The 24867-nt window shown below is 46.6% G+C and carries 26 protein-coding genes; 16 read left to right on the forward strand and 10 right to left on the reverse strand.

Translation table 11 applies throughout. The features are described from left to right. The first annotated feature begins 57 nt into the window (after positions 1-57). The 6 genes from K0H61_RS06115 to K0H61_RS06140 all read left to right on the forward strand — a co-directional run bounded on the left by K0H61_RS06115 (position 58) and on the right by K0H61_RS06140 (position 5912). Positions 58-528, forward strand: coding sequence for a phosphatase domain-containing protein (locus tag K0H61_RS06115; RefSeq protein WP_220051826.1), 471 nt, complete (start codon positions 58-60; stop codon positions 526-528). A 192-nt stretch (positions 529-720) separates the two neighbouring features. Continuing rightward, positions 721-2175 (forward strand): phospholipase D family protein, encoded by a 1455-nt coding sequence (locus K0H61_RS06120; RefSeq protein ID WP_220051827.1) that lies wholly within the window; start codon positions 721-723, stop codon positions 2173-2175. 89 nt (positions 2176-2264) lie between these two features. Further along, positions 2265-3164, forward strand: coding sequence for a chemotaxis protein CheV (locus K0H61_RS06125; RefSeq protein WP_220051828.1), 900 nt, complete (start codon positions 2265-2267; stop codon positions 3162-3164). A 162-nt stretch (positions 3165-3326) separates the two neighbouring features. Then, positions 3327-4553, forward strand: coding sequence for a serine/threonine transporter SstT (sstT, locus tag K0H61_RS06130; RefSeq protein WP_220051829.1), 1227 nt, complete (start codon positions 3327-3329; stop codon positions 4551-4553). A 74-nt stretch (positions 4554-4627) separates the two neighbouring features. Next, positions 4628-5152, forward strand: a complete 525-nt coding sequence (locus K0H61_RS06135) for a CIA30 family protein (protein ID WP_220051830.1) — start codon at positions 4628-4630, stop codon at positions 5150-5152. A 448-nt stretch (positions 5153-5600) separates the two neighbouring features. Then, positions 5601-5912 carry a hypothetical protein gene (locus K0H61_RS06140; RefSeq protein WP_434086603.1) on the forward strand — a complete coding sequence of 104 codons (312 nt, stop codon included), beginning with the start codon at positions 5601-5603 and terminating at the stop codon, positions 5910-5912. Between the two features lie 71 nt (positions 5913-5983). Here the strand turns inward: K0H61_RS06140 and K0H61_RS06145 are convergent, their stop codons facing one another. The 3 genes from K0H61_RS06145 to K0H61_RS06155 form a co-directional block, all read right to left on the reverse strand. After that, positions 5984-6655, reverse strand: coding sequence for an RluA family pseudouridine synthase (locus K0H61_RS06145; RefSeq protein WP_220051831.1), 672 nt, complete (start codon positions 6653-6655; stop codon positions 5984-5986). Between the two features lie 102 nt (positions 6656-6757). Further along, positions 6758-7294, reverse strand: a complete 537-nt coding sequence (locus tag K0H61_RS06150) for a protein disulfide oxidoreductase (RefSeq protein ID WP_258406018.1) — start codon at positions 7292-7294, stop codon at positions 6758-6760. A gap of 56 nt (positions 7295-7350) precedes the next feature. Further along, on the reverse strand, positions 7351-7965 hold the full coding sequence (locus tag K0H61_RS06155) for an acyl carrier protein phosphodiesterase (protein WP_220051832.1): 615 nt from the start codon (positions 7963-7965) through the stop codon (positions 7351-7353). 181 nt (positions 7966-8146) lie between these two features. Here K0H61_RS06155 and K0H61_RS06160 point away from each other — a divergent pair, with 181 nt between their 5' ends. The 10 genes from K0H61_RS06160 to K0H61_RS06205 all read left to right on the forward strand — a co-directional run bounded on the left by K0H61_RS06160 (position 8147) and on the right by K0H61_RS06205 (position 16725). Then, positions 8147-8341, forward strand: coding sequence for a hypothetical protein (locus tag K0H61_RS06160; RefSeq protein ID WP_220052810.1), 195 nt, complete (start codon positions 8147-8149; stop codon positions 8339-8341). A 64-nt stretch (positions 8342-8405) separates the two neighbouring features. Then, positions 8406-9443 carry a tRNA preQ1(34) S-adenosylmethionine ribosyltransferase-isomerase QueA gene (queA, locus tag K0H61_RS06165; protein ID WP_220051833.1) on the forward strand — a complete coding sequence of 346 codons (1038 nt, stop codon included), beginning with the start codon at positions 8406-8408 and terminating at the stop codon, positions 9441-9443. A 173-nt stretch (positions 9444-9616) separates the two neighbouring features. Then, positions 9617-10741: a tRNA guanosine(34) transglycosylase Tgt gene (gene tgt / locus K0H61_RS06170; RefSeq protein ID WP_220051834.1), complete on the forward strand. Its 1125-nt coding sequence runs from the start codon at positions 9617-9619 to the stop codon at positions 10739-10741. Between the two features lie 27 nt (positions 10742-10768). Next, positions 10769-11104 carry a preprotein translocase subunit YajC gene (gene yajC, locus K0H61_RS06175; RefSeq protein ID WP_220051835.1) on the forward strand — a complete coding sequence of 112 codons (336 nt, stop codon included), beginning with the start codon at positions 10769-10771 and terminating at the stop codon, positions 11102-11104. 17 nt (positions 11105-11121) lie between these two features. Then, positions 11122-12972, forward strand: a complete 1851-nt coding sequence (gene secD / locus K0H61_RS06180) for a protein translocase subunit SecD (protein WP_220051836.1) — start codon at positions 11122-11124, stop codon at positions 12970-12972. A gap of 12 nt (positions 12973-12984) precedes the next feature. Further along, positions 12985-13932, forward strand: a complete 948-nt coding sequence (gene secF, locus K0H61_RS06185; RefSeq protein WP_220051837.1) for a protein translocase subunit SecF — start codon at positions 12985-12987, stop codon at positions 13930-13932. A 230-nt stretch (positions 13933-14162) separates the two neighbouring features. Then, positions 14163-14480, forward strand: coding sequence for a putative signal transducing protein (locus K0H61_RS06190; protein ID WP_220051838.1), 318 nt, complete (start codon positions 14163-14165; stop codon positions 14478-14480). Positions 14481-14742: 262 nt separating this feature from the next. Next, positions 14743-15102: a rhodanese-like domain-containing protein gene (locus K0H61_RS06195; RefSeq protein WP_220051839.1), complete on the forward strand. Its 360-nt coding sequence runs from the start codon at positions 14743-14745 to the stop codon at positions 15100-15102. A gap of 24 nt (positions 15103-15126) precedes the next feature. After that, entirely contained in the window at positions 15127-16038 is a 912-nt protein-coding gene (locus K0H61_RS06200) for a precorrin-2 dehydrogenase/sirohydrochlorin ferrochelatase family protein (protein WP_220051840.1), read from the forward strand. A gap of 141 nt (positions 16039-16179) precedes the next feature. Then, positions 16180-16725: a YaeQ family protein gene (locus K0H61_RS06205; RefSeq protein ID WP_220051841.1), complete on the forward strand. Its 546-nt coding sequence runs from the start codon at positions 16180-16182 to the stop codon at positions 16723-16725. Between the two features lie 66 nt (positions 16726-16791). On the opposite strand, the gene K0H61_RS06210 is transcribed toward K0H61_RS06205, so the two are convergent. The 7 genes from K0H61_RS06210 to K0H61_RS06240 all read right to left on the reverse strand — a co-directional run bounded on the left by K0H61_RS06210 (position 16792) and on the right by K0H61_RS06240 (position 24567). After that, on the reverse strand, positions 16792-17133 hold the full coding sequence (locus K0H61_RS06210; protein WP_258406019.1) for a rhodanese-like domain-containing protein: 342 nt from the start codon (positions 17131-17133) through the stop codon (positions 16792-16794). Between the two features lie 109 nt (positions 17134-17242). Continuing rightward, positions 17243-17458 (reverse strand): YgaP family membrane protein, encoded by a 216-nt coding sequence (locus K0H61_RS06215; protein WP_220051843.1) that lies wholly within the window; start codon positions 17456-17458, stop codon positions 17243-17245. Between the two features lie 51 nt (positions 17459-17509). Then, the gene (locus K0H61_RS06220) at positions 17510-20761 is read right to left on the reverse strand and encodes an efflux RND transporter permease subunit (protein ID WP_220051844.1); all 3252 of its coding nucleotides are present in this window, start codon (positions 20759-20761) and stop codon (positions 17510-17512) included. 65 nt (positions 20762-20826) lie between these two features. Then, positions 20827-21840, reverse strand: a complete 1014-nt coding sequence (locus K0H61_RS06225) for an efflux RND transporter periplasmic adaptor subunit (RefSeq protein WP_220051845.1) — start codon at positions 21838-21840, stop codon at positions 20827-20829. A gap of 176 nt (positions 21841-22016) precedes the next feature. After that, positions 22017-22733, reverse strand: a complete 717-nt coding sequence (locus tag K0H61_RS06230; protein ID WP_220051846.1) for an SIMPL domain-containing protein — start codon at positions 22731-22733, stop codon at positions 22017-22019. Between the two features lie 52 nt (positions 22734-22785). Further along, complete coding sequence (locus K0H61_RS06235; RefSeq protein ID WP_220051847.1) at positions 22786-23160, reverse strand: VOC family protein; 375 nt, start codon at positions 23158-23160, stop codon at positions 22786-22788. A gap of 99 nt (positions 23161-23259) precedes the next feature. Further along, a complete protein-coding gene (locus tag K0H61_RS06240; protein WP_220051848.1) occupies positions 23260-24567 on the reverse strand; it encodes an OmpP1/FadL family transporter in 1308 nt (435 codons plus the stop codon). Positions 24568-24867: the final 300 nt, after the last annotated feature.

Genomic DNA, 24867 nt, shown 5'->3' on the forward strand with positions numbered 1-24867 from the left:
TTTTGTAGGCGTTAAAACTTAAGTTTCAACGTCACAGCAACTGTTTGTGGGGGCAGTATGCAGCATTTATTTTGGTTAGTTGAAGGTAAAATTGCTGGAAGAAGTGGGCCTAACAAAGACCCTTGGGATCTCGCCGAACTTAAGGCCTCAGGCATTGGCGCGGTGCTCTCGGTTAATGGGGGGGAAGGGTGTGAACCTGCCAGCTTTAAGGATTTGGGACTCCGTTACGAGTGCATTCCTTTTTCACGTAATGTGCCACCACAGGAAGAGGATTTGGCGATTTGTGTCGCCCAGCTGCCTAAGGCTCTGGCGTTTATTCAGCAGTGCGAACTCGATGATTTACCTGTGTTAGTGCATTGCCGCTCAGGTAAAGACAGAACTGGTCTTATCATGGCCTATTATCTGATGGTCAATGGGGCTGCGCCTGTGCATGCTGTTAGTCAAGTTCGTAGCATCCGCGATATTGCATTTACAGCGGAAGGTTGGGATCAATTCGCCTTTGATGTACTCTATGCTTTGCAGGAATAATCCTTTGAATTAAATCAAGAAGAGGGTCGCTAATTGCAGAAAATATTTAGAAGATATTCACGCGTTGCGAGCCTCTTTTTTGCGATAGGCCCCTGGCTCAATGGTTTTAAGTCACGCCTTAGCCGCTCAGTCTCCCCCCTTCATCTGCCACAGTTTGGATTGCTTCTCGTTCTCTTAAATGGCTGTAGCGCTATGCCAGAATTACCGCCAAAACCTATTGAAACCGCATTACCACTTGCCACTAATTCACCTCTTTACCGGATAATGCGGCCTCAACTCGATGCTCACGCAAATCAGACGGCTGTGTATCCCTTAGGAGATGGGGTGGATGCGTTTGTCGCCCGTTTACTGTTGATCGAGTCAGCAGTAAGCAGCATTGATTTGCAATATTATATTTATCATAACGATGAGACTGGGCGGCTATTGTCTTGGTTTTTACTCGATGCGGCGGACAGGGGCGTTAGGGTTCGGGTATTACTTGATGATACCGCCAGTGCCGATTTAGACGATCGCTTAATTGCCTTAGTCAGTCATCCCAATATCAGTATTCGCCTGTTTAACCCGAGTTTAGAGCGTGAAAATCGCGGTATTGCCATGTTATTTGGCTTTAGTCGCCTTAATCATCGCATGCATAACAAGTCCTTTACCGTGGACAATCTGATGAGTATTGTCGGTGGGCGAAATATTGGTGACGAATATTTTGCCGCGAATCGTGACCTCGAGTTTGGGGATTTTGATCTCCTGGCAATGGGGCATGCCGTTTCTGAGGTGTCCAATGAGTTCGACCGTTATTGGAATGCAGAAACGACCCATCCGATTGAAGTCTTAAGTAAACTTGAGCCTACAAAAGCAAGGTTAGATGCACTTAGAGTTAGGATAAGTGAGCAGCGTGAGCAGGCAAAATCCAGCGAGTATATGAAGCGATTAGTTCAGACCGCCTTACTAACAGCCATAGATGAGAGCCGTATGAATTGGTTTTGGGGGGAAGCACAGGTGTTTGCTGATCCACCGGACAAATTAAATCAAGAGGATCAATCACAATGGTTAATTAGCCGCTTAATACCACAGCTTACAGGGGTAGAGAGCCAGCTGTTTATTATTTCACCTTATTTTGTGCCAACACAGGCGGGGACAGATCTACTGATCAAATTGGCCAAGTCTGGAAAAAGAGTTCGCGTGTTGACCAATAGTTTGGCTGCGACTGACGTGATTGCCGTGCATGCGGGCTATAAACCGTACCGTAAGGCATTGTTGGCCGCAGGCGTTGAAATTTATGAGATGAAGGCGCAGCCGGGGCAGTCTGCCCATAGTTGGCATGGTAGCTCAAAAAGTAGCCTGCATGCTAAGTCGTTTATTTTCGATAATATGCGCTTGTTTGTCGGATCGTTTAATTTTGACCCTCGCTCAGCCAGTGTGAATACGGAAATGGGGATTTTGATTGCTCAGCCTGAATTGAGCCATCAAGTGGCAACGAGTATTGAGTTTAGAATTGCCAGTAGCGCCTATCGTGTTTCACTTGAAGAAGGTGAACTCGTTTGGTGGGATGATGTAAAAAAACAGCGTTATGATAGCGAGCCCGATGCCAGTTTTTGGCGGGTATTTATGGCGAATTTCTTCGGACTATTGCCAATAGAGTCACAGTTATAGTGTTGACTGCCTAAATAACCATAGTGGCTATCGCAACTCACTTGTGAAGCCGCTATGATAATAAAATGATTTAACAGGAATTTAGGTATATGAAAAGCAAGGCGAGCCAATCACAGGGGTTACTGCTCTTTCGGTTATCACCGACCCAAGTTTTTGCCGTTGGTACCTTAAAGGTCAGGGAGTTGGTTCCTTATACGCCGCTGAGTAAAATTCCAAAATCCCATCCGAGTATTCTGGGGGCTGCCACCATTCGCGGTAATACCATTCCTGTGATTGATATGGCTGCGGCCATTGGCTATAAGCCCATTGGCGACGATGAGCTCAAAAACAGTTACATCATTATCACAGATTGCCAGCGGTTGCTGATTGGCTTTTTAGTGCGTGGCATCGACCGAATCATTGAGTGCAATTGGCGTGATATTGAAGCTCCCGCAGCCAATCTGGGCAAAAACGCTTTCTTAACGGGCGTAACCCGCCATGATAATCAGCTAGTGCAGTTGCTCGATGTGGAATTATTGCTGTCGAAAATTTTCCCCGAAAATCCAGAGGCTAACCGCGCCATACTGACCGATGTGCAGCGGGAAAAACTCAAACCTATGCGTATTTTGCTGGTGGACGACTCCAAGGTAGCCCGTAAACAACTCTCCGATGCCCTCGATAGCATTAATATCCCTTACTCAGTGACATCAGACGGTAAAGATGCCCTGTCGATGATGGAGCTTGCTGCCCGAGAAGGGCGTCCAATCGATATTTTAGTCAGCGATATTGAAATGCCCGGACTAGATGGTTATGAACTGGCTTTTGAGGTGAGAGATAATGCTGCTTTGGCAAATACTTACATCATTTTGCATACCTCATTGTCGAGCGAAATCAGTGTGAGCCAAGCTCATCAGGTGGGAGCCAATGAGGCGCTGACCAAATTTGATGCCCACGAGTTGATTGATGCCATGTTGCGTGGCGCTGATGTTGCTGCAATAAGGTCCAAATAAGTGCGATTAACCTGCAATTTTGCGTGTTAGGGATAAAATCCCCTGCTTAATGCCCGTTAAAACTAGACAATTCCTGCCAGTTCCTATAAAACCTCTGTGGCCTTAAATCCAAGGGGCGAGTGAGATTTGCTCGGCCTAAATATAATAACGATAGGTTAAGTCATGAATCAAAAAACATCTTTTGCTGCCAAGTTGGCAAATGGCAGTCTTGTCTTGCAAATTCTAGTGGGGATTATCGCAGGTATCCTACTCGCGAGTTTTTCCCAGGAATGGGCTAAGCAAATCGCATTCTTAGGGAGCTTATTTGTTGGCGCGTTGAAGGCCATTGCGCCTGTGTTGGTATTCATTCTCGTTGCATCTTCCATCGCGAATCAGAAGAAAAATGCACAAACCAATATGCGTCCCATCGTCGTGTTATACCTGTTCGGTACCTTCGCGGCGGCGCTGACGGCTGTGGTGTTAAGTACCTTGTTCCCAACTGAGCTCATATTAGTGGCCGGTGTGGAAGGCTCCAGTCCACCTCAAGGGATTGGCGAGGTCATCAACACCTTACTGTTTAAACTAGTGGATAACCCAGTTAATGCTCTGATGACGGGTAACTATATAGGTATTTTGGCTTGGGGTGTTGGTTTAGGCTTAGCTCTACACCACGCAAGCGACTCGACCAAACAAGTCTTTGCAGATGTAAGTCATGGTGTTTCACAAATGGTGCGCTTTATCATCCGTTTAGCCCCCATTGGTATTTTCGGTTTAGTTGCTGCAACCTTCGCAGAGACAGGTTTTGCGGCGATTGCAGGATATGCTCAATTACTGGCGGTATTACTCGGAGCGATGGCAATTATTGCGCTTATCGTTAACCCGATTATTGTCTATGTGAAAATACGCCGTAATCCATATCCGCTGGTATTGCGCTGTCTGCGTGAGAGTGGGGTAACGGCCTTCTTTACCCGCTCGAGTGCTGCCAACATTCCAGTGAACATGGCACTGTGTGAAAAGTTAAATCTGCACGAAGATACTTACTCAGTATCTATTCCGCTGGGAGCCACCATCAACATGGGGGGGGCGGCCATTACGATCACCGTATTGACCTTAGCTGCGGCACATACTTTAGGTATTCAAGTGGATATCTTAACCGCACTACTTCTGAGCATTGTTGCTGCGGTATCTGCCTGCGGCGCATCGGGCGTAGCGGGTGGCTCACTGTTGCTGATCCCCCTAGCGTGTAGTTTGTTTGGTATTTCTAACGATGTTGCCATGCAAGTGGTGGCCGTTGGCTTTATTATCGGCGTTATCCAAGATGCTGCCGAAACGGCATTAAATAGCTCTACCGACGTGATTTTCACTGCCGCAGCTTGTGAAGCTGCTGAAAACAAAGCTAAACTTGGATAGTGTGCTGTCGTTAGTGTAATAAAAAGTATCATAAGAGCAGTCACTAAGGTGGCTGCTTTTTTATAGGAGTAGTTATGATCCTTTTTGATTTTAAAGAGTTAGATACCGCGCAATCTTGGTACTCTGTCAATGATACTGTCATGGGGGGCTTGTCCCGTAGTAAGCTGACCATTTCGCCCTTAGGTTATGGGATCTTCAGTGGCCATGTCTCTCTCGCCAATGGCGGCGGCTTCGCTTCGGTAAAAAGTGACTTTGGCCAATTGGATTTAAGTGGTTTTACTGGCATTTATCTTGAACTAGAGAGAGACAGATGCAAGCAATACAAAGTCAATCTTAAGGATGCTGATACGCCGCAAAGTACGGTATATCAGGCAATCATGCCCGACCCTAAATTACAGGCATTTGGTATTAGTGGGGCAAGTGTTATCAATTGGCAACGGATTGAGATCCCCTTCAGTGATTTTGCTCCCCACTGCCGCGGGAAGCCAATCAAACGAGAACCGCTCGATTTAACTCGGCTATGTAGTGTAGGTTTAGTGATTGGTGCCCAGCAGGGCGGAGATTTTTCGCTAAAGATCAAGGCTATCGGGTACTATTAGTCGATCATCAATACAATAAGCTGATTTATCGATTTAGGTTTTTTCGTTTTTTTAATCCTGCGGTCATGCAGACAGACAGGTTCAACTTTTTTATCTCAATATTTCTATTTAGACGGGCATAGAATTTCACAATAAAAGTGATAAAGATCGCGTTTTCATTTTTGATTTGAGCTAAACTGCCGATTAAATCAGCAAGGTTGTTTATTTCTTTGTTTTTAATTAGTTATACAAAGTATTTTAACATTGCAGCTACATTTAGTGCTTTTAAATTTGGTTTTTAAGGTCAGCTTTGTTACGCATGTTTATGAGTGGAGTCGTAGGTAAAATGGGGTCAGTGCATCATGGTCTGCCTCAGATAGTTGATACTATTAGAGCGTGGAAATTGCATCGGGATGTCAGCATGGCTGGAATTGAAAATCGGCGTCGCCTTCACTGGCGGGAGACCGAGATGAAACATCGTGAGATCATTGGTCGCTGGTTAGATGAGCGCCCTTTACTAGGTGATAAAATCACCCTCTATAGGGAAGCGGACAAATATTATTTGGAAACTTGGTTCAGCGATGGCTGCCACAGCAGAGATGAAGTGCTACTGACGGATACCCCCGAGGGGAAAAAAGTTGAAGACGTTGGCGGCAATATGTTCGGTGAGTTTTTGATGGTCACCCCTGCATTAGAACTGCAATTTTGTAATGATGAAGGTTGCTTCTTCCAAACCGATAAACGAATAGCGGATCATCAAGTTAGCCTGAGTGTGGCCTAAGTAATTTTCGAGTTACTCATTCGCTAACCGCAATAGATACTAAAAGGTCGCCAAATGGCGACCTTTTGCTTTTATTCATCGAAGGGATGTTTACTGTAAAAACTCATCGCCTTTCCCGAATAGGGGTGGCTAAAGCCTAAACGCTCGGCGTGTAAACACAGCCTTGGCTTGGCGCTAACGACATCGGTATTGCCGTAAAACTCATCCCCAAGAATTGGGTGACCTAGGGCTAGCAGATGCACCCTAAGTTGGTGGGTGCGACCAGTTTCTGGCGTGAGTTCAACTAAGGTGCTGTCAACACGGCGTGCTAATACTCTGTAATGGGTTGTGGCGGCTTTACCCGCTTTATCGCCTTTGCTTAAGGTCTTTTGATAAGGCGGATGCAACTCATCTGGGGCGATGGCAAATTCTATCGTGCCTTCATCTTGGCTGATGTGCCCCATGACTTCAGCGACATAGACTTTTTGGCTGTGCCTGTCTTGAAACTGGGTCTTTAGATTGGATTCAGCCTTTTTATTGCGGGCGAATACCATGATCCCCGAGGTCGCGCAATCGAGTCGGTGGACCAAAATCGTTTCTGGATACAGGGTTTGTAACCGCGTTAACGCACAATCGAAGGTGTAAGCAGCTCGACCTGGATTAGACAATAACCCTGAGGGTTTATTGATAATGATTAAATCTCTATCCATATAACGGATGTCGAGCCAAGGGACTGAAGGGGGCTGGTATTCAAATATCTGCATTTTATCCTCATCGTTGCCCGCGCAGTTTAGCAAACAATCGGATTTGAGGCAGCAATTTCCCTAATACTCGCGTCGGGTTGAGGTTCACTGGCCTAAACAGCGTTAAAGTCCTGCTAAGGCTAATCTAAGCTTCATCCCTAGGGTTGTCGTGGCGCCTGAGGTAACAAAGCGAATTTCACCATTCGCATCAACAATATAAATCGCAGGTAGTGCCAAAGCGCCCCAGCGCTCACTTATTTCACCTGTGGTGTCGTTAATCACCGGGAAATGATATTGTGCATCGCTCATATACTGGTTTATTTCGGGATCTGTGCCTGAGGCGATGGCAACTGAAATGACGGGATAACTTTGATTGACGGTTTCCACCATAGGCGAGGTAACCCTACATACAGGGCACCAACTGCCCCAAAAGTAGACAAGAGTGGGTTGTTTGACTTCTTTGATATCAAGCATGCCACCATTAATAGTGCTGCCTTGAAGGGCGGGGGCTGAGCCTGTCGCCATATCCCTTTGCAAATAGGTGCCAACACCAAAGAGCAGAAGTAACAGGAGTGATAAATCGCGCAGCTGCTTGAGCCAGAATTTGGGGCTAGCAACAAGTTGGTTAAGTTGGCTCAGCTTTTGTCTTAAAGAATGCACAGTGATTGTTATTTGGGCAAATTAGCGAGTTGAGTTTTGTTCCATTTTACTTTCGGCTATTGAGGCTGAAACTCGGCAGGAGTTTTACGGCTCCAAATTCGGGTGTAGGCCATTAGCTGAGGATAAAAAGTGCGAAACGCCGTTTCAGTTTCAATCTGCATGTTATTTAAAACCTTATAAGCGTTTTTAAATTGCGCTGTATGAGGATGATGTTTAGCGCGCTGAGCTATTGCTTGCTTGATGCCATCTTGCGTGGCGTAGCCAGTTAACCAATCTTCGCGGCACATTTTACCTATTAGTTGATTCAGCACTTCTGGATGGTAATCGTCACTTTGTTGAGCAAATTGCTTAAGCTCGGTGTAAGCCGTATCGCAAAAATCCCTAAGGGATTGTTGATGATATTCTTCCCAATAATAAGCTAAATAGTGGTCGAAGCTTATAAACATCAAATCAGCTGCTATATTTGAAACCTCGGCGGGAAATTGCTCAAGCAGTTCTAAGGTGAGTTCGTGGGTCAGGCAAAGCTGATTAATTTCTTGGTTTAACCATAAACCTTGGCGCAGTGTCACTGGGGCCTGCTCAATTGGTGCACTGATATAGTTGCCCGCAAGATTCGCCGCTATATGGGTTTTACTGATTTCAGCCAAATGTAAATGTGTTAGAAAGTTCATTGATTGTGCTTGGTTAATCGCGTTTATTCACGTTATCATGGTCGGACGCGCTGAGGAAAGCTTCACAGTCAAAAATACCGTGCTTTATCAAGATTAGTTAACTAAAAGGCATTCATGAGGAAGTTGAATGCGGTGCTAATGCGATAAAGAAGACAACTCTATTATCTTCTAAGGATCAGGGATGATGTGGAATTGGTTCACCAACTTGCTCGGCATTAACGAGCGCCCTAAACGTAAAAAAGTACTTATCGATATTCCCTTCGAGCAGCATCGCACGCACGGGAATAAATATGTCCCGCCCGCAAATCGTTCAAGCCTAATCGCAAAGGATTCGGTGGAATTGGAATCTGTTCAAGAACGGCTTAGTAACAAGTAATCTTGATCTTAAGGCCCTGTGACCATAGACTAGCCGCCGTTCTAAGCTATCTAGAGGCAAATCCATGCGTGTAACAGACTTTTCCTTTGACCTTCCTGACGAACTCATTGCTCGCTATCCCATGGCACAGCGCAATGCGTCTCGTCTGTTAACTTTGGAGGGGAACTCTGGGGCCTTAGGTGACAAACAGTTCACCGATCTGCTGGGGATGATAAATCCTGGCGATCTGATGGTTTTTAACAATACCCGCGTGATCCCTGCACGTTTATTTGGTCAAAAGGCCAGTGGCGGCAAGTTGGAAATCCTCGTTGAGCGTATGCTCGATGATAAACGCATCCTTGCCCACGTTCGCAGCTCAAAATCGCCTAAGGTGGATGCGATTATCCATCTTGATGGTGGCTATGAGATGAAAATGGCGGCGCGACATGATGCGCTGTTTGAGTTAGAGCTATTATCCGAGCTCACTATTTTAGAAGTGCTCGAAGCGGTAGGGCATATGCCACTGCCACCTTATATCGACAGACCCGATGAGGATGCCGATAAAGAGCGCTATCAAACCGTGTATAACCAAAACCCAGGTGCGGTAGCAGCGCCTACAGCGGGTTTGCACTTCGACGATGCCATGCTTGAGGCATTAAAAGCCAAGGGCGTTAATATCGCGTTTGTGACCCTACACGTGGGTGCGGGGACTTTTCAACCTGTGCGTGTCGATAATGTGCTTGAGCACAAGATGCATTCCGAGTGGGCCAATGTACCGCAGGATGTTGTCGATTTAATTGCGCAAACCAAAGCCGCGGGTAACCGCGTCGTTGCCGTGGGCACTACCTCAGTACGTTCATTAGAAAGCGCTGCGCGTGCAATCGAAGGCGAGTTAAAAGCCTTTAGTGGCGACACCGATATCTTTATTTACCCTGGCTATCAATTCCAAGTGGTCGATGCCATGGTGACTAATTTCCATCTGCCGGAATCGACGCTCATTATGTTGGTCAGTGCCTTTGCAGGCTTTGACAACGTAATGGCTGCCTATCATCACGCAATCGAGAAAAAATATCGCTTTTTCAGCTATGGCGATGCGATGTTTGTGACGAAAAAAGCGCTCTAGCCCAAGAATTTGTTTTAAAATAACCGCCCAACTTGAATCAATTTTAAGTTGGTGCGGTAATTTTTTTCATCTAAGAGGTTGAACCTTTTAGATCAGTCCCTATCTCTATTGTTAATCCAAATGGCATCTGCCATTTCTAATAAAGTCAGACTGTTTATCTGGCGAGGTGAAATATGAAATTTGAACTTGATACTACCGATGGCCGTGCCCGCCGTGGCCGTTTGATTTTTGAGCGTGGCACCGTCGAAACGCCAGCGTTTATGCCGGTAGGTACCTACGGCACAGTGAAGGGTATGACTCCAGAGGAAGTGCGTGCGACTGGCGCAGATATTTTGCTCGGAAACACCTTCCACCTGTGGCTGCGTCCCGGTGAAGAAATCATGCGTAAGCATGGTGACCTGCACGATTTTATGAACTGGCAGCGTCCCATTTTGACCGACTCGGGTGGTTTCCAAGTATTCAGTTTGGGTGACATTCGTAAGATCACCGAAGAAGGTGTGCATTTCCGCTCGCCAATCAACGGCGAAAAAATCTTCTTAGATCCTGAAAAATCAATGCAAATTCAACACGCACTCGGCAGTGACGTGGTGATGATTTTCGACGAATGTACCCCGTATCCAGCAACCGAAGACGAAGCTCGTAAATCGATGCAGATGTCACTACGTTGGGCAAAACGCTCACGTGATGAATTCGACCGACTGGAAAACCCAAATTCACTGTTCGGTATTATCCAGGGCAGTGTGTATGAAGATTTACGCGACGAAAGCTTAAAGGGCTTAGTCGAAATCGGTTTCGACGGTTATGCCGTCGGTGGTTTGGCTGTAGGTGAGCCTAAGGAAGACATGCACCGCATTCTTGAGCATGTCTGTCCACAAATTCCTGCGGACAAACCTCGCTATCTGATGGGGGTCGGTAAGCCAGAGGATTTAGTTGAAGGCGTACGTCGTGGCGTTGACATGTTTGACTGTGTGATGCCAACCCGTAACGCCCGTAACGGTCATCTGTTTACCAGTGAAGGTGTGATTAAGATACGCAACGCGCGTCATCGTGATGACACTTCACCACTCGATGCTAAGTGTGATTGTTATACCTGTAAAAATTATTCACGGGCATACCTTTACCATTTAGATCGTTGTAACGAGATTCTGGGTGCACGATTAAACACCATTCACAACTTGAGATACTATCAAATGTTAATGGAAGGTTTGCGTGGTGCGATTGAGACGGGTACATTAGACGCCTTCGTGAAGGACTTCTATACCAGTCAAGGTCGTGAAGTACCAGAGTTAAAAGATTGATTTACTTGCCAATAAGAAGAGAAAAATATGTTCATTTCAAATGCTTATGCTGCTGATGCTGCAACTTCTGCACAACAGGGTGGCACTATGGAACTGATTTTCATGCTGGTGATTTTCGGCCTGATTTTCTATTTCATGATTTTCCGTCCGCAATCTAAACGTGTTAAAGAGCACAAGAGTCTGATGTCTTCCCTATCTAAGGGTGATGAAGTGCTAACCAGCGGCGGTATCTTAGGCAAAATCGCCAAAATCAGTGATGAAAATGATTATGTGTTACTGAGCTTAAACGACACTACTCAAATAACAATTAAAAAAGATTACATAGCAGCTGTATTGCCTAAGGGCTCTATCCAGTCGCTGTAAGCCAAGAGGGCTCAGGCGTGTTAAATAAATACCCAATGTGGAAAAACCTTATGGTGATGCTAGTCATCTCTATAGGTTGTTTCTATGCCGTACCTAACCTATTCGGTGAAGATCATGCGGTGCAAGTAGTGGCGACTCGAGGTGCTGAAGTCACGGCATCTACTCAAGCCAAAGTGGACGAACTGTTAGCCGGGAAGGGCATTGCGGTAAAGCGCTCTGAGCTTGAAAACGGTCAATTGTTGGTTCGCGTGCAAAACGCGGATCAACAATTACTGGCCAAAGAAGTAATTGCTGAATCCCTCGGTGATAAGTTCACCGTGGCGTTAAACCTCGCACCAGCGACCCCTGAATGGCTCGAATCCATGGGCGGTAGCCCAATGAAGCTGGGTCTGGACCTTCGCGGTGGTGTGCACTTCCTGATGGAAGTGGATATGGGTGAAGCCATCCGTAAGATGGAAGAGGCCAAAGTGGCTGACTTCCGCTCGCAATTACGTGAAGAAAAAATCCGTTATGCTGGTATTCGCAATAATGCCAAAGGTATCGAGATTAAATTCCGTGACGCAGAAAGCTTAAGCAGTGCTGAGCGTTTCCTTAAATCCCGTAGTAATGACATGGTATTCACCGACGTAACCGCGGGTGAAGACTATACGTTGCAGGCGGTGATGAGCGAAACCTACTTAAAGCAAATCAAAGAAGAAGCGCTGCAACAAAACATTACCACTATCCGTAACCGTGTTAACGAGTTAGGAGTAGCTGAACCAGTAGTTCAACGCCAAGGTGCTGAGCGTATTATTGTTGAGCTGCCAGGTGTACAAGATACCGCTCGCGCGAAGGAAATCTTAGGTGCGACTGCATCGATTGAATTCCACATGGTGGACGACAAAGCAGACCCTAACGCGGCGCAATCAGGTCGTGTATCAGCGGGTTCTGAAGTTTACCAACGCCGCGAAGGTGGCCAGGTCGTGTTGAAGAAGGAAGTGATGCTAACGGGTGACCATATCACCGGCGCACAACCAAGCTTTGACCAATATAGCCGTCCACAGGTGAGCATCAACCTCGATGCGAAAGGTGGTAACATTTTCTCTAACGTGACTAAGGACAACATCGGTAAACCGATGGCGACCTTATTTATCGAATATAAAGACAGCGGTGAGCGTAACGCCGATGGCAGCGTAAAAATGCAGAAAATCCAAGAAGTGATTTCTGTTGCGACCATTCAAGCGCGTTTAGGCCGTAACTTTGTGATCACTGGCTTAAGCCATGGTGAAGCACAAAACCTTGCGCTACTGCTACGTGCCGGAGCCCTGATAGCGCCAGTATCGATTGTTGAAGAACGTACTATTGGTCCAAGCCTTGGTGCCGAAAACATCGAAAACGGTATGCAAGCCATGATCTGGGGTATGGCGGTTGTGTTGATCTTTATGCTGGTTTACTACCGTGGTTTTGGTCTTATTGCCAACCTCGCGTTAACAGCAAACCTAGTGATGGTGGTTGGGGTGATGTCGATGATCCCAGGCGCCGTATTAACCCTGCCAGGTATTGCCGGTATGGTGTTAACTGTCGGTATGGCGGTTGACGGTAACGTACTAATTTATGAGCGTATCCGTGAAGAATTACGTGCAGGTCGCAGTGTACAGCAGGCCATTCACGAAGGTTACGGTAACGCATTCTCCACTATCGCCGACGCTAACATCACTACATTCTTAACTGCGCTGATCCTGTTTGCCGTGGGTACGGGTGCGGTTAAAGGTTTCGCCGTGACCTTGATGATCGGTATTGCAACGTCAATGTTCACCGCTATCGTGGGTACTCGCTCAATCGTGAACGCGATTTGGGGCGGTAAGCGCGTGAAGACGCTGTCTATCTAAGGGGAAGCGATAATGTTAGAAATTTTATCTTTAAAACGTACGGTTAACTTCCTCCGTCACGCACTGCCAATCAGTATTATGTCAGCCATTTTAGTGCTCGGATCGCTGGTTTCTTTGGCGACTAAGGGCATTAACTGGGGCCTAGATTTTACTGGCGGAACTGTGGTTGAGATGGAGTTTTCTCAACCAGTAGATCTTAACCAATTACGTAGCCTTTATACCGCGCCTGAGTTGGATGGGGCTGTAGTACAAAACTTTGGCTCAAGCCGTGATGTACTCGTGCGTTTACAGGTTAAAGAAGGCATTAAAAGTGATGTACAAGTGGCATCCGTAATGTCAGCCTCTAAGCAAGTGGATGCTGCAGTTCAGCAGAAACGGGTTGAGTTCGTCGGTCCTCAAGTGGGTCAAGAGCTGGCGGAGCAGGGTGGTTTAGCGGTGCTGGTTGCACTTATCTGTATTCTAATTTACGTGTCTTTCCGTTTCGAATGGCGATTGGCTTTAGGATCGGTAGCGGCTCTTGCCCACGACGTGATCGTGACCTTAGGGGTATTTTCGGTATTCCAACTGGAATTCGACCTAACAGTTCTTGCGGGTGTATTAACGGTTGTGGGTTATTCGCTTAACGATACCATCGTTGTGTTTGACCGTATCCGTGAAAACTTCCTCAAAATGCGTAAGAGTGAGCCAGAGGAAGTGGTTAACGTGTCCATCACCCAAACTATGAGCCGTACCATTATCACAACAGGTACGACTCTAGTGGTCGTAGTTGCACTCTTCCTTAAAGGCGGCACTATGATCCACGGCTTTGCGACCGCATTGCTGCTCGGTATTTTTGTGGGTACGTATTCTTCTATCTATGTTGCGAGTTACTTGGCCATCAAGTTAGGCATTTGCCGTGAGCATATGATGCCTGTTGAAGTCGAAAAAGAAGGCGCTGACCAACCATCGATGATGCCATAGGCCATTTTAGATGACAAAAGCCACCCATTGAGGTGGCTTTTTTTATGGCAGTTAAAATGCACTTTAAATATTCTGCTAGCAAACTCACATATTTATAGTGACTAATGCTGTAAAAATAGATGTTAAATTTATTAACATCTGGCGTAAAAAACAGCACTCGACAGTCGCAGTACAATCGCAGTAGCATGTGCTCAACCCATAATCTTGTCAGTATTGTTGTAGGATGTGACATGGAAGAACGTAAAAACTTAGTCGCAGGTGGTAACCTCCTTCAGGCCCATACGTGGAAAGGATTATTAGAGGCCTGTGGCATCCACGTTGAGCTTCGTGGTGAAGCATTGTTAGGGGGCATTGGTGAACTTCCCGCCAATCTGCACAACGTGGAGCTTTGGGTTAAAGAGTCCCAGTTTACCCAAGCCCAGCAGCAGTTAAGTGCACTGGATGTGATTAGCCCTGAGTGGCAATGCGTACAATGCCACGAGATGAATGAAGGCAGCTTCGAGCTTTGTTGGCAATGCAGCGCCGAGCGTAGTGAAAGCCATAACTAAGCTAGTACAACTAAGCATCTTTGGATTTAACTCTCTTTTAAATTAACATAGGCGCTGCTCAGGTTAATTCAATCCCCGATGAAGGCACTTAGCATAAGTGCTTTCTACTACTAGCTTTAGTTCAAAATGTACATCAGTCGCCATAACTTGGGCTAACACATATCGCATCAAGACAATAATTGCTTCGCGAACCTTCGCGGATTACACTCCCTAGGTAATGAGTTTCACTCGATCATTCAAACTCTTATCTAAGGAGTATCTGATGCAGCAACCTAATGCTTTCCTTACCTTAGTGGAATCCATTCGTCCCCTCGTGACTGAAATTAGTATCGAAGCCTATCAGAGCGATGATGCTTGGGTGCTTATCGATGTTCGAGAGGACAAAGAGTGGTTACAGGATCATTTACCCCAAGCTAAGCACTTAAGCCGCGGTATTATCGAGCGGGATATTGAAGCGCGTTTCCCTGATAAGGCAACGCCATTATTACTCTACTGCGCTGGTGGGGTGCGTTCGGTGCTGGCTGCCCATAGTCTGCAGCAAATGGGGTATACCCATGTTGCCTCTATGATTGGCGGTTATAAGGCGTGGGTGCAACGACAACTTCCACTTGTGCAAGAATAACCTGCCCTATTTTATAGGTATAAAATGCAATATTTTCCCCTCTTTATTGATACGGTCAGTCTTAATGTCCTAATGGTGGGGGCAGGCGATGTGGCAAGTCGTAAGTTGGCACTACTGACGCGCACTGAGGCAAATATCCATGTGATCGCCCCCGAGGTGAATCCCGAAGTGCTTGAACTTGCTGAGTCGGGACGTATTTTGTTATCGATGCGCGCTGTAGTGCGCGCAGATATCCAAAATTACGATTTGATTTATCTTGCGACGGCGAACGATGCGTTAAACAGTGAGCTAGCAACCTTAGCCACTGAGCGGGGAATTTGGGTCAATGTGGTTGATAACCCCGCCTTTTGCCGTTTTATCACTCCATCGATTGTCGATAGGGGCAAGCTGGTGGTCGCGATTAGTACTGCAGGTGCTGCGCCAGTCTTTGCCCGTGATATTCGAGCACGTCTTGAGACCACTTTGCCGCACTCCCTAAAACCGTTATTTGATTTTGTGGCCGAAAAACGTCTTGAGGTGCAACAAAGGCTCAGCAAAACGGCCACCCGAAGGCTATTTTGGGAACGTTTTTTCGATTCTAACGGTGATAGGTTCGATGCCCGTACAATTGAGCATTACCACAATGCCTTTACTAATCTACTTAGCCGCGGTGAAATCCTCCTACTCGATGAGTCGGTGAATGCCGAATTATTGCCCCTTGCCGCGATGCCAATGTTGCAGCGCTTGGAATGGATCTACAGCGAGAACCGATTGAATGAGACACTCTCTGAGCTGGTTCGACGTGATGCAAACCGAGGCGAAATACCGGCTTTAAGTGAGATAAGTGCTGAATATGAGCAGGGCACCCGGATGCTAATTGTGGGCAATACTCAGAAAATTAATCAGTTAATTGCCCATTTTCCGATGGCGAAACATTTGCGCCCCGGCGCAATTTAGTCAGCCTTATATGGCTAGCTTCTAATGCGTGTTGCGACTTAGTACACCTTAGCGATTTTTTCCCTCAATATTTGAGCTTACGGCGAGTCTTAGGTAGACTCGCGGGCAATTTATTTCCCAAAGCGTGTATCTAGGATTTTTATGGCCCTCAAAGCGACTGTATTTAAGGTCAATCTTCAAATTGCCGATATGGACCGTCATTATTATCAGGACCATCAGCTGACACTGGCGCAACATCCTTCAGAAACCGATGGCCGCATGATGGTGCGTTTACTGGCATTTGTGATGAATGCCAGCGAGAGTTTAACCTTTACTAAGGGGCTTTGCGTCGATGACGAGCCAGAGCTTTGGGATAAAACCCTCTCGGGTGAAATTAACCTTTGGATTGAGTTTGGCCAAGCCGATGAGAAATGGCTGCGTAAGGCCAGTGGCCGTGCCAAGGAGGTGCAGCTTTTTGCCTACGGTGGCCGCAGTGTACCCATTTGGTGGAAACAAAATCAGCAGGCATTTGAGCGATATCAAAACCTTAAGGTGTGGAATATCGCAGAAGAGTCAGTTGGTGAGATGGAAAAGCTAGTTAGCCGTACAATGTCGCTGCAGGTATCGATTAGTGAAGGGCAAATCTGGTTATCGAATGCTGAAAACAGTGTGATGATTGAGCCAGAAATCCTAAAGGATATTCAGTAACAACCGATTATCCCTAAATGGTAATAAAAAAGCGCCCTAAGGCGCTTTTTTATTACCGCATCCGCATTACTGCTTTTTAAGCCGAGCTTCATTTAGCTGCTCATAGCCTCCGCCGTTATAGGTCTGGTTGTAACCTGCAGCGCTTAAGGCTTCAATCGCAATGCCGCTGCGACGACCGCTGCGGCAATACACCACCACAGGCGTGTCCTTATCTATGCCACGTTTGGCAAACTCATCGGCAACGATTTCGTAGGGGATATTTACGGCATTGGCTAAATGTCCCTCGGCGAACTCCTCAGGTGTTCTGACATCGAGTACCATGGCGCCCTTGTCTATCATCTGCCATGCAATGGCAGGGTCTTGGGGCTGTACTTGTTCTGCTGCGGTGCTGGTTGTTGCCATTAACATTGAAACGAATCCTATTAAGGCCGCGCTTAACATAGCACGGCTTTTATATAACATCCCTTGGAACATTGCCGTTCTCCTTCACTTACCGTTTGCCTGGAACAAAAGTCGCTTAGCTATGCTGTTTAGCAATTTCTGCCTCGGATTTTACGCCCAGTTTACGCAGCACCATTGCCGCAGGGCAGAAACCTGTGAAGGCACTTTGGAATAAATTCGCACCAACAAACACGGTTAACCACACAAAATTGTGGTGCACAAAGGCGGTTAACACTAAGGATAACAACACCATAAATCCGGCAAAAGCCATAATACTGCGTTCTACTGACATAGGTTACTCCTTGGGGCAGCAAAGGCTGCCATGTGGCTAATAAGTTAATGATTAATTAGGTGTCTGATTTAAGTGTATGCGGTTTTTCATGGCTGCATAGTACAGCACTGGAATAACAACGAGCGTCAGCAGGGTCGAGATAAATATCCCGAAAATCAAGCTGATAGCTAGCCCATTAAAGATGGGATCATCGAGAATGAACATTGCCCCAATCATGGCCGCCAATGCGGTGAGCATAATGGGTTTCGCCCGCACCGCACCCGAGTGGATAACTGCGCGCTCAAAGGGCACGCCGGAGGCGGTTTCCTGATTGATAAAATCCACTAGAAGTATCGAGTTACGGACAATAATCCCTGCAAGCGCAATCATGCCGATCATCGATGTCGCGGTAAATTGTGCGCCTAGCAGCGCATGACCCGGCATCACGCCAATGACCGTTAGTGGGATAGGTGCCATGATGATAAGCGGCACTAAATAGGATCTAAACTGCGCTACAACCAGCAGATAAATCGCAATCATACCCACAGCGTAAGCAATCCCCATGTCCCTAAAAGTTTCGTAGGTTATTTTCCACTCACCATCCCACAGCACGGCAACTGAGTCCAAGCCATTTGGCTGGTGGATATAATGTTGATCAAACCCTAAGCCATTTGGACTGTTGATTTCGCTTGCCATCTCGAACATGCCGTAAAGTGGGCTGTCGAGCGGCCCCGCCATATCGGCCACTACCATCACCATAGGGATCATATTCTTATGGATAATAGGGGCGTCGATATGGCCACGTTTGATGGTAACTAACTCAGAGACCGGCACCGACTGACCCGTTTGGCTTTGCAGCTTCATATTCAGCACTTGCTCTAAATCAACCTTTGCGCCTTCTTTAAGTTGCAGACGAATAGGCACAGGCTGTTTTTGCTGGGCAAGGTGTAAGTAACTCACGTCTTTGCCGCCAATCGAAGTGGCAATCAAATCGACAATATTGCTATAGGGCACGGCCATTAGGCTGGCTTTGGTACGGTCAATCATCACCTGCCATTTTTGTTGTGCAGCGGGGAGGTAAATATCGACATCGACCACATCTTTTGTTTCACGGAAAAGGGCTTGTAATTCGTAGGCAGCCTGCTCGCGAATCGCCGGGCTTGGGCCATAGACCTCAGCTAAGATGGGTGACCAAACTGGTGGGCCGGGCGGCACTTCGACCACCTTAATATTGGCCTGATATTGGGCGCCAATGTGCTGCAAATCCTCACGCACCGACAGGGCGATGCTGTGACTGTTGCGTTTACGGTGCTTCTTATCGACGAGATTGACTTGAATATCACCCAGTTCCTGACTACTACGTAGGAAGTAATGGCGAACTAAGCCATTAAAATTCATTGGTGCATTGGTACCGGCGTACATTTGCACGTGCTCAACTTCAGGCACAGTCGTAAGGTAGCGACTTAAATCTTGAAGTACGCGCTGGGTTTGCTCCACAGGCGTGCCTTCAGGTAGGTCAACCATCACCTGAAACTCTGACTTATTATCAAAGGGCAGCATTTTGAGCACTACCAGTTGCCCAATAGGCAGGGCAACGGCGATACCGATAAGTACAAATACACCCGCCGCTAAGCCAATACGTGCCTTACGTGCGCCTTTGCCAATAAGAAATGGGCTGATAAGACGGGTGAAGAGTTTCACCATTTTGGTTTCTGTTGCATCACTGCTATGAGCTTGGGTTGCATCGGCGCTCGCATTAGTACTGGAATCGTGATGTTTAAGGAACTTACGACTGAGCCATGGCGTCACCATAAAGGCTACAATGAGGGAAATCATCATCCCCATACTGGCGTTGATTGGGATTGGACTCATATAAGGCCCCATTAACCCCGACACGAATGCCATGGGTAGCAGCGCTGCCATCACCGTTGCCGTCGCTAGAATGGTGGGGCCGCCGACTTCATCCACGGCAATCGGGATAAGCTCGCTGAAGGATTTATTGCCAAGCGCCATATGCCGATGGATATTCTCGACCACCACAATGGCATCATCAACTAAGATACCGATGGAGAAGATTAAGGCAAACAGGGAGATACGGTTAAGGGTAAATCCCCATGCCCAGGAGGCAAATAGGGTAATGGCCAGCGTAATGATAATGGCAATACCCACCACCAGAGACTCTCGAGCACCCATGGTTAAAAACACCAGCACTACGACGGCAGTGGTCGCAAAAATCAGCTTAAGAATAAGGGTGTTAGCTTTATCGCCTGCGGTTTCACCGTAGTTACGTGAAATGGTTACTTCGACATTGTCTGGGATAAGGACATTGTTAACCTGTGCGACGCGTGTCATCACCGCATCGGCGATATCGACGGCGTTTTGCCCAGGTTGTTTACCAATGGCAATCGTTACCGCTGGATAAATATCGGTTTTATCGGCGTGCCAAACGCTTTGGCTTGGAATATCGCTCTTTAAGCTGATGTCCGCCACATCGGCAAGATACACTGGTGTTGGCTTACCCTTGGCATCTTGGCTTACGCTGACAACCAGATTTTTGACATCATCAATGGATTGTAAAAATTGTCCAGACTGAACCTTAATTTCCTGATTACCCTGCACCAAAGATGCAGGCATCGAGATATTGTTGTTGTCATTTAAGCTTTGTCTGAGTTTGTCGTAGGTAAGATGAAAACTGTTCATCTTGGCGGGATCGATTCGCACATTGGCAACCATATCGTGTTTGCCAACGCTGTAGATCTCACGGGTACCCGAAATACGCTTAATCTCGGTTTCTAAACCAAGGGCAACGTGGGTCAGTTGCTCGGCGGAAACCTCTCTGTCCTTCGACCACAGAGTTAAGCTCACGATGGGCACATCATCGATACCGCGGGGTTTGATCAAAGGCTCACCAACCCCCGCGCCCCGTGGCAGTTTATCCATGTTGGAATAAATCTGGTTGTAGAGGCTTACAATCGCGTCATTGCGAGTTACGCCTACCTTAAAGATGACAATAATCATCGCCCCATCGGGCTGCGAAAAGGAGTAAAGCGTATCTATGCTCTTAATTTCGGAGATCACCTGCTCCGCGGGTAGGGTCACGAGGTTTTCTACCTCGGTCGGTGTTGCCCCTGGAAAAGGAATAAAGACATCGGCAAAGGTCACATCAATCTGCGGCTCTTCTTCCTTTGGGGTTACCATAATGGCAAATAGTCCCATCAACAACCCGAGAAGGGCGAGTAACGGGGTGATAGCACTGTGTTGGAAAGCCGCGGCAATGCGCCCCGATAGGCCTAAGTTGCTATGTTTATCTGTAGCGTGTTTCATTCAATAACCTCGTAACTGCTATTGCTTGGCGTGCTTAAAGAACGCTAGGTTCTCTCGCTCGCGACTTACTGCTTTTGGCTAAGCAATACTTGGTAGGCATCTTTAGCCACTACATCGCCAGACTTAAGACCCGCAAGCACTTCTACTTCGCCGTCTAGCGGTTCGGAAACTCGTACCTGCGTCAGCACAAATTGCTCGCCTTTCTTGAGGTAAACACTGCTTAATTCGTTCATGGTGATCAATGCCGAGACGGGGAGTTGAATTTTTTCCCGTGCGCCATTTTGGAATGCCGCCTTCGCCCAAGTACCAGGCTGCAAATTAGGAGAATCCTTGGGTAGATTAATGCGAACTTGATAACTGTGACTCACAGGATCTGCAAAGCTAAAAATCGTTAAATCTTTTGAGGTTAATTCACGGCCATCGCTTAAACGTACGATAAATTCAGGGGCATTTTTTAACTGCTCAATATAACGTTGTGGCACCTGGGTTATGGCGCGCATTTGGCTGGGTGAAAAGCCCGAAAGCAGTGGTTGTCCTACACTCACCGTTTCACCTAATTCCACCATTCGTGCGGTAACAACGCCGCTAAAGGGCGCTGATACCACAGTGTATTTTAATGATTCAGTCGCCTTGATGACGCGCGCCTTAGCGGCACTAACGGCTTGTTCGGCCGCTTTTGCATTGGCGGTAGCTTCATCCATGGCACCCTTAGAGATAGCGCCTTGGGGGAAGAGCTCTTTGTAGCGCTTGAATTGTGCTTGAGCTTCCACATTTAGCGCGGTTGCCTTGGCAAGATCGGCTTCATAGCTCGCAAGCTCGGCGCCCTGTTCTTTACTGGTGATTTCCAGCAGGGCGGCACCTTCGGGCACAACATCATTAACATCGTAATTAAGTTTTACAATACGTCCCGAGGTTTGCGCCGATACTGTGGCGGCTTTTACGGCTTCGATACTTGCGTCTAAGGTCACCCAATTAGGGTAGGGTTTGTTAATTGCTTCAATGGTTTCAAGTGGCGCACTCAGTGCGGTTGTCGCTGTTAGCGCACACAGGGCAAACAGGCTGCGAGATAATAGGGTCATACTCAGTCATCCCAAATACAATTCATGAGAAAATTCTAATGGAGTTGGTTCCAATAGGCAATCACTATTTATTAGATAAATTTAATATAGTCGACATTGCTAATGTAAGCACCATTGTCAGCTTATCCAACCCCGTTTTGATTTGGAGAGCTTTAATGCGTCTTTAAGTATTATTTTTAATCAGTTAAATAATAGGTCAGCGTGGAAACAATGCGTATCTGTTTGATATAGGGCGTACTGCTATCGCGGTCTGTGATGCTGAATTGTCCTTGGCTTGCGCTCTTGATTTTGCCTAAATGGGAATCGGAATCCGTGGCAAATTTTTCAGCGACTTCGCGGGCATTTTGAGTGGCTTCCTGCACCATGGCGGGTTTAACGGCGTTAAGATCGGTGAATAAAAACTCGGCACGACTGTCGTAGTCCTGAGTGGTGATGGCGATGCCTTCTTTAACGAGGTTAATCATTTGAATGCGGCTTGCGAGCATCAAATCGATTTGCTTGGTATAGACGGCAATTTTGACCTTGGCAGAGTAGCGATAGCTGATATTGGGTTGAGCAAACCCCTGCGCCTGTCTATCTTCAATCGAGGGCAGGGCGACGGTGATTTCATCGTCGTTAAATCCTTGATTTTTTAGAAACCCTACAACGGAATCGGTTTTTTGTTGTACTGTCTCGTAGAGTTTGGCTAGGTTGTTATCGACTTCGACGAAGTTAATTGGCCAAATCGCAACCGTGGCTTTGACTTCATTTTCGGCGAGGCCTTTAACAGTGACCGTACGCTCCATCGATTTCATTTGCAGTAGCGCTGATTGGGCGCTGTGGCCGATAAACATTAAACCAATACAGAGTAGTCCACCGAGAATAATGGCGGGTAATAGCAGACTTTTTTGCATCACATATCCTTGTTAAGCGTTGCCTTAAAGATTTTCAATCTGATGTTGCAACTTATGTTGAGCTTGGTTGCCATAATTCAATCTTATTGCCATCGGGGTCGATAAACCAAGCAAATCGGCCAAATTCTGTGTCTTCGATACTATCTATTGGTATGCCGCCGCCAGCGGTAATTTGTGCAAGAATTAGCTCTAAATCATCAACGACTAAGTTAAACATATAGGGTTTTTCGCTCGGGGCGAAATAGTCTGTGTCTTGGGGAAAGGGTGTTAATGTCTGGTAACTGCCCTGAGGCAGGTTTTTTGGAAAAAACACCGCGCCGCCCCATTCCTCTAGAGGGAGTTGTAGGTGCGTTTGATACCAATTTGCCAGTGCTGTGGGGTCAGAACTTTTAAAGTAAATCCCGCCGAATCCGATGACTTTTGCCATAGTTAACCCAAGATTGCACAGAAATAAATAAACTTTAGGCAATAATGTCTTAGGAAACAAAAAAGCCGCAATAATTGCGGCTTTTTAAGGAAGAACAGCTTAGAACTGGTAGCTGTATTGCAGCGAGTAGTACATGCCGCTAGATTCAGTAGTGGCGTTAACATTGCCTGTGAGGGCGCTGTTTTCAATCAGGTTAACTTCTTGGCCTTTAATGTAAGCCATACCAAAATCAACAGTGTTGTTTGCATTGATATGGTAGCTCATACCCGCTGTGAACCAGTTACGGTCAGAGTCAGGGAATGAAATTGAGCTGATTTGGTCTACAACACCTTGGTCATGCATATAACCTGCACGTACGGTGAATTTGTCGTTGATGGTGTAAGTACCACCCACGCTGAATAACCATGAATCTTTCCATTCATATTTTTTCAGAGCTGCATCACCCACAGCAAAGCTGGCTCCGGCACCTGTTTGGCCTGGAATGATAGTAGCAGTACCTTCTTTTGCAGTGATCTGATCAAAGGCGCCCCAAGAAGTGTGTTGTGCTGTGTAGTGCACAGCAAACTTAGGCGTTAATTGATGGAAACCGGCGAATTGGAAGATATCCGCTAAAGGTACATCTAAACTATCAAAGCTAGTGGCAAGTGCGGTGTTTGCACCTAACCCTAAGGCAGATAAATCCGCTGTAGTAATAGTATTGATATCACCTTTTACGTTTACGGTCGGGCTAAAGCGATAGCTCACACCGAAGCGGTTGTTTTGGTCAAGTTCTAAGGTTGCACCTAAGATACCGCCGAATGCCCAACCATCTGCATCAACGTCAACTAATGGCCTAGTGCCCGCGTCACGGGTTAAACGGCCTTCGCCGTAAACGGCGTCGATACCCGCACCGATACTGAACATATCGTTGATACGGTATGAAATGCTAGTGTTGAAGTTTACGGTCGTCACTTCTGTCTCACCTAACAGATCGAACGGCGCAGCTGGTTTACCTTTTGATAAAGAGCTGGCATCAGTACCCGTACCGAAATTAGAGAATGCGGCGAAACCAACGGCAAATTTGTTATTGATTGGGTGAATGTAATACAAGTTAGGAATTAATTTAGAGCTACCTGCGTCATCAATGCTGCCTAAATCCACTAAACCGTTTGCAAAGTTCACGTCTTTAACGTCAACAGTAATGTCGGCATAGGTTAAGCCGCCAGAGATAGCGTCTTTATCAAACATCGCCATGGCTGCAGGGTTACGTGAAAGTACCGCTGCGTTATCGGCAATAACAGCATCACCAGCAAATGCACGACCAATACCAGTCGCAGATTGGCTGTTTAGCTGGAAGCCAGAAGCCATAGTTTGTGAACTCGCCAATGCAACTGCAACAGCAAGCAGAGTCTTGTTGAATGATTTCATTATAATTCTCTCACCATAATCTAATTGGATTTCGTTCGGTTCTAGTCCCCAGAACATACTTCAAATCCATTTTATAATTGACGGCATGTTAGGGATTGTCTGTAAGGTCGACAAGTCCGACCAGAAGCGAATTTTGTTAAAATACAGTTAATTATTCTGCTTGTCTACTTTAGATAAAGCGAATGGTCTGGCCAGATGGTTGGAATGCTTAGTATTTACACTGGATTTGAACTGGGGTGGGTGTTAACAGAATGTTGTATCGGAAAAGGGGCTAAATTTAAATAAATTGTAAAAAGCGTA

The organism is Shewanella acanthi, from assembly GCF_019457475.1.
GTDB lineage: Bacteria > Pseudomonadota > Gammaproteobacteria > Enterobacterales > Shewanellaceae > Shewanella > Shewanella acanthi.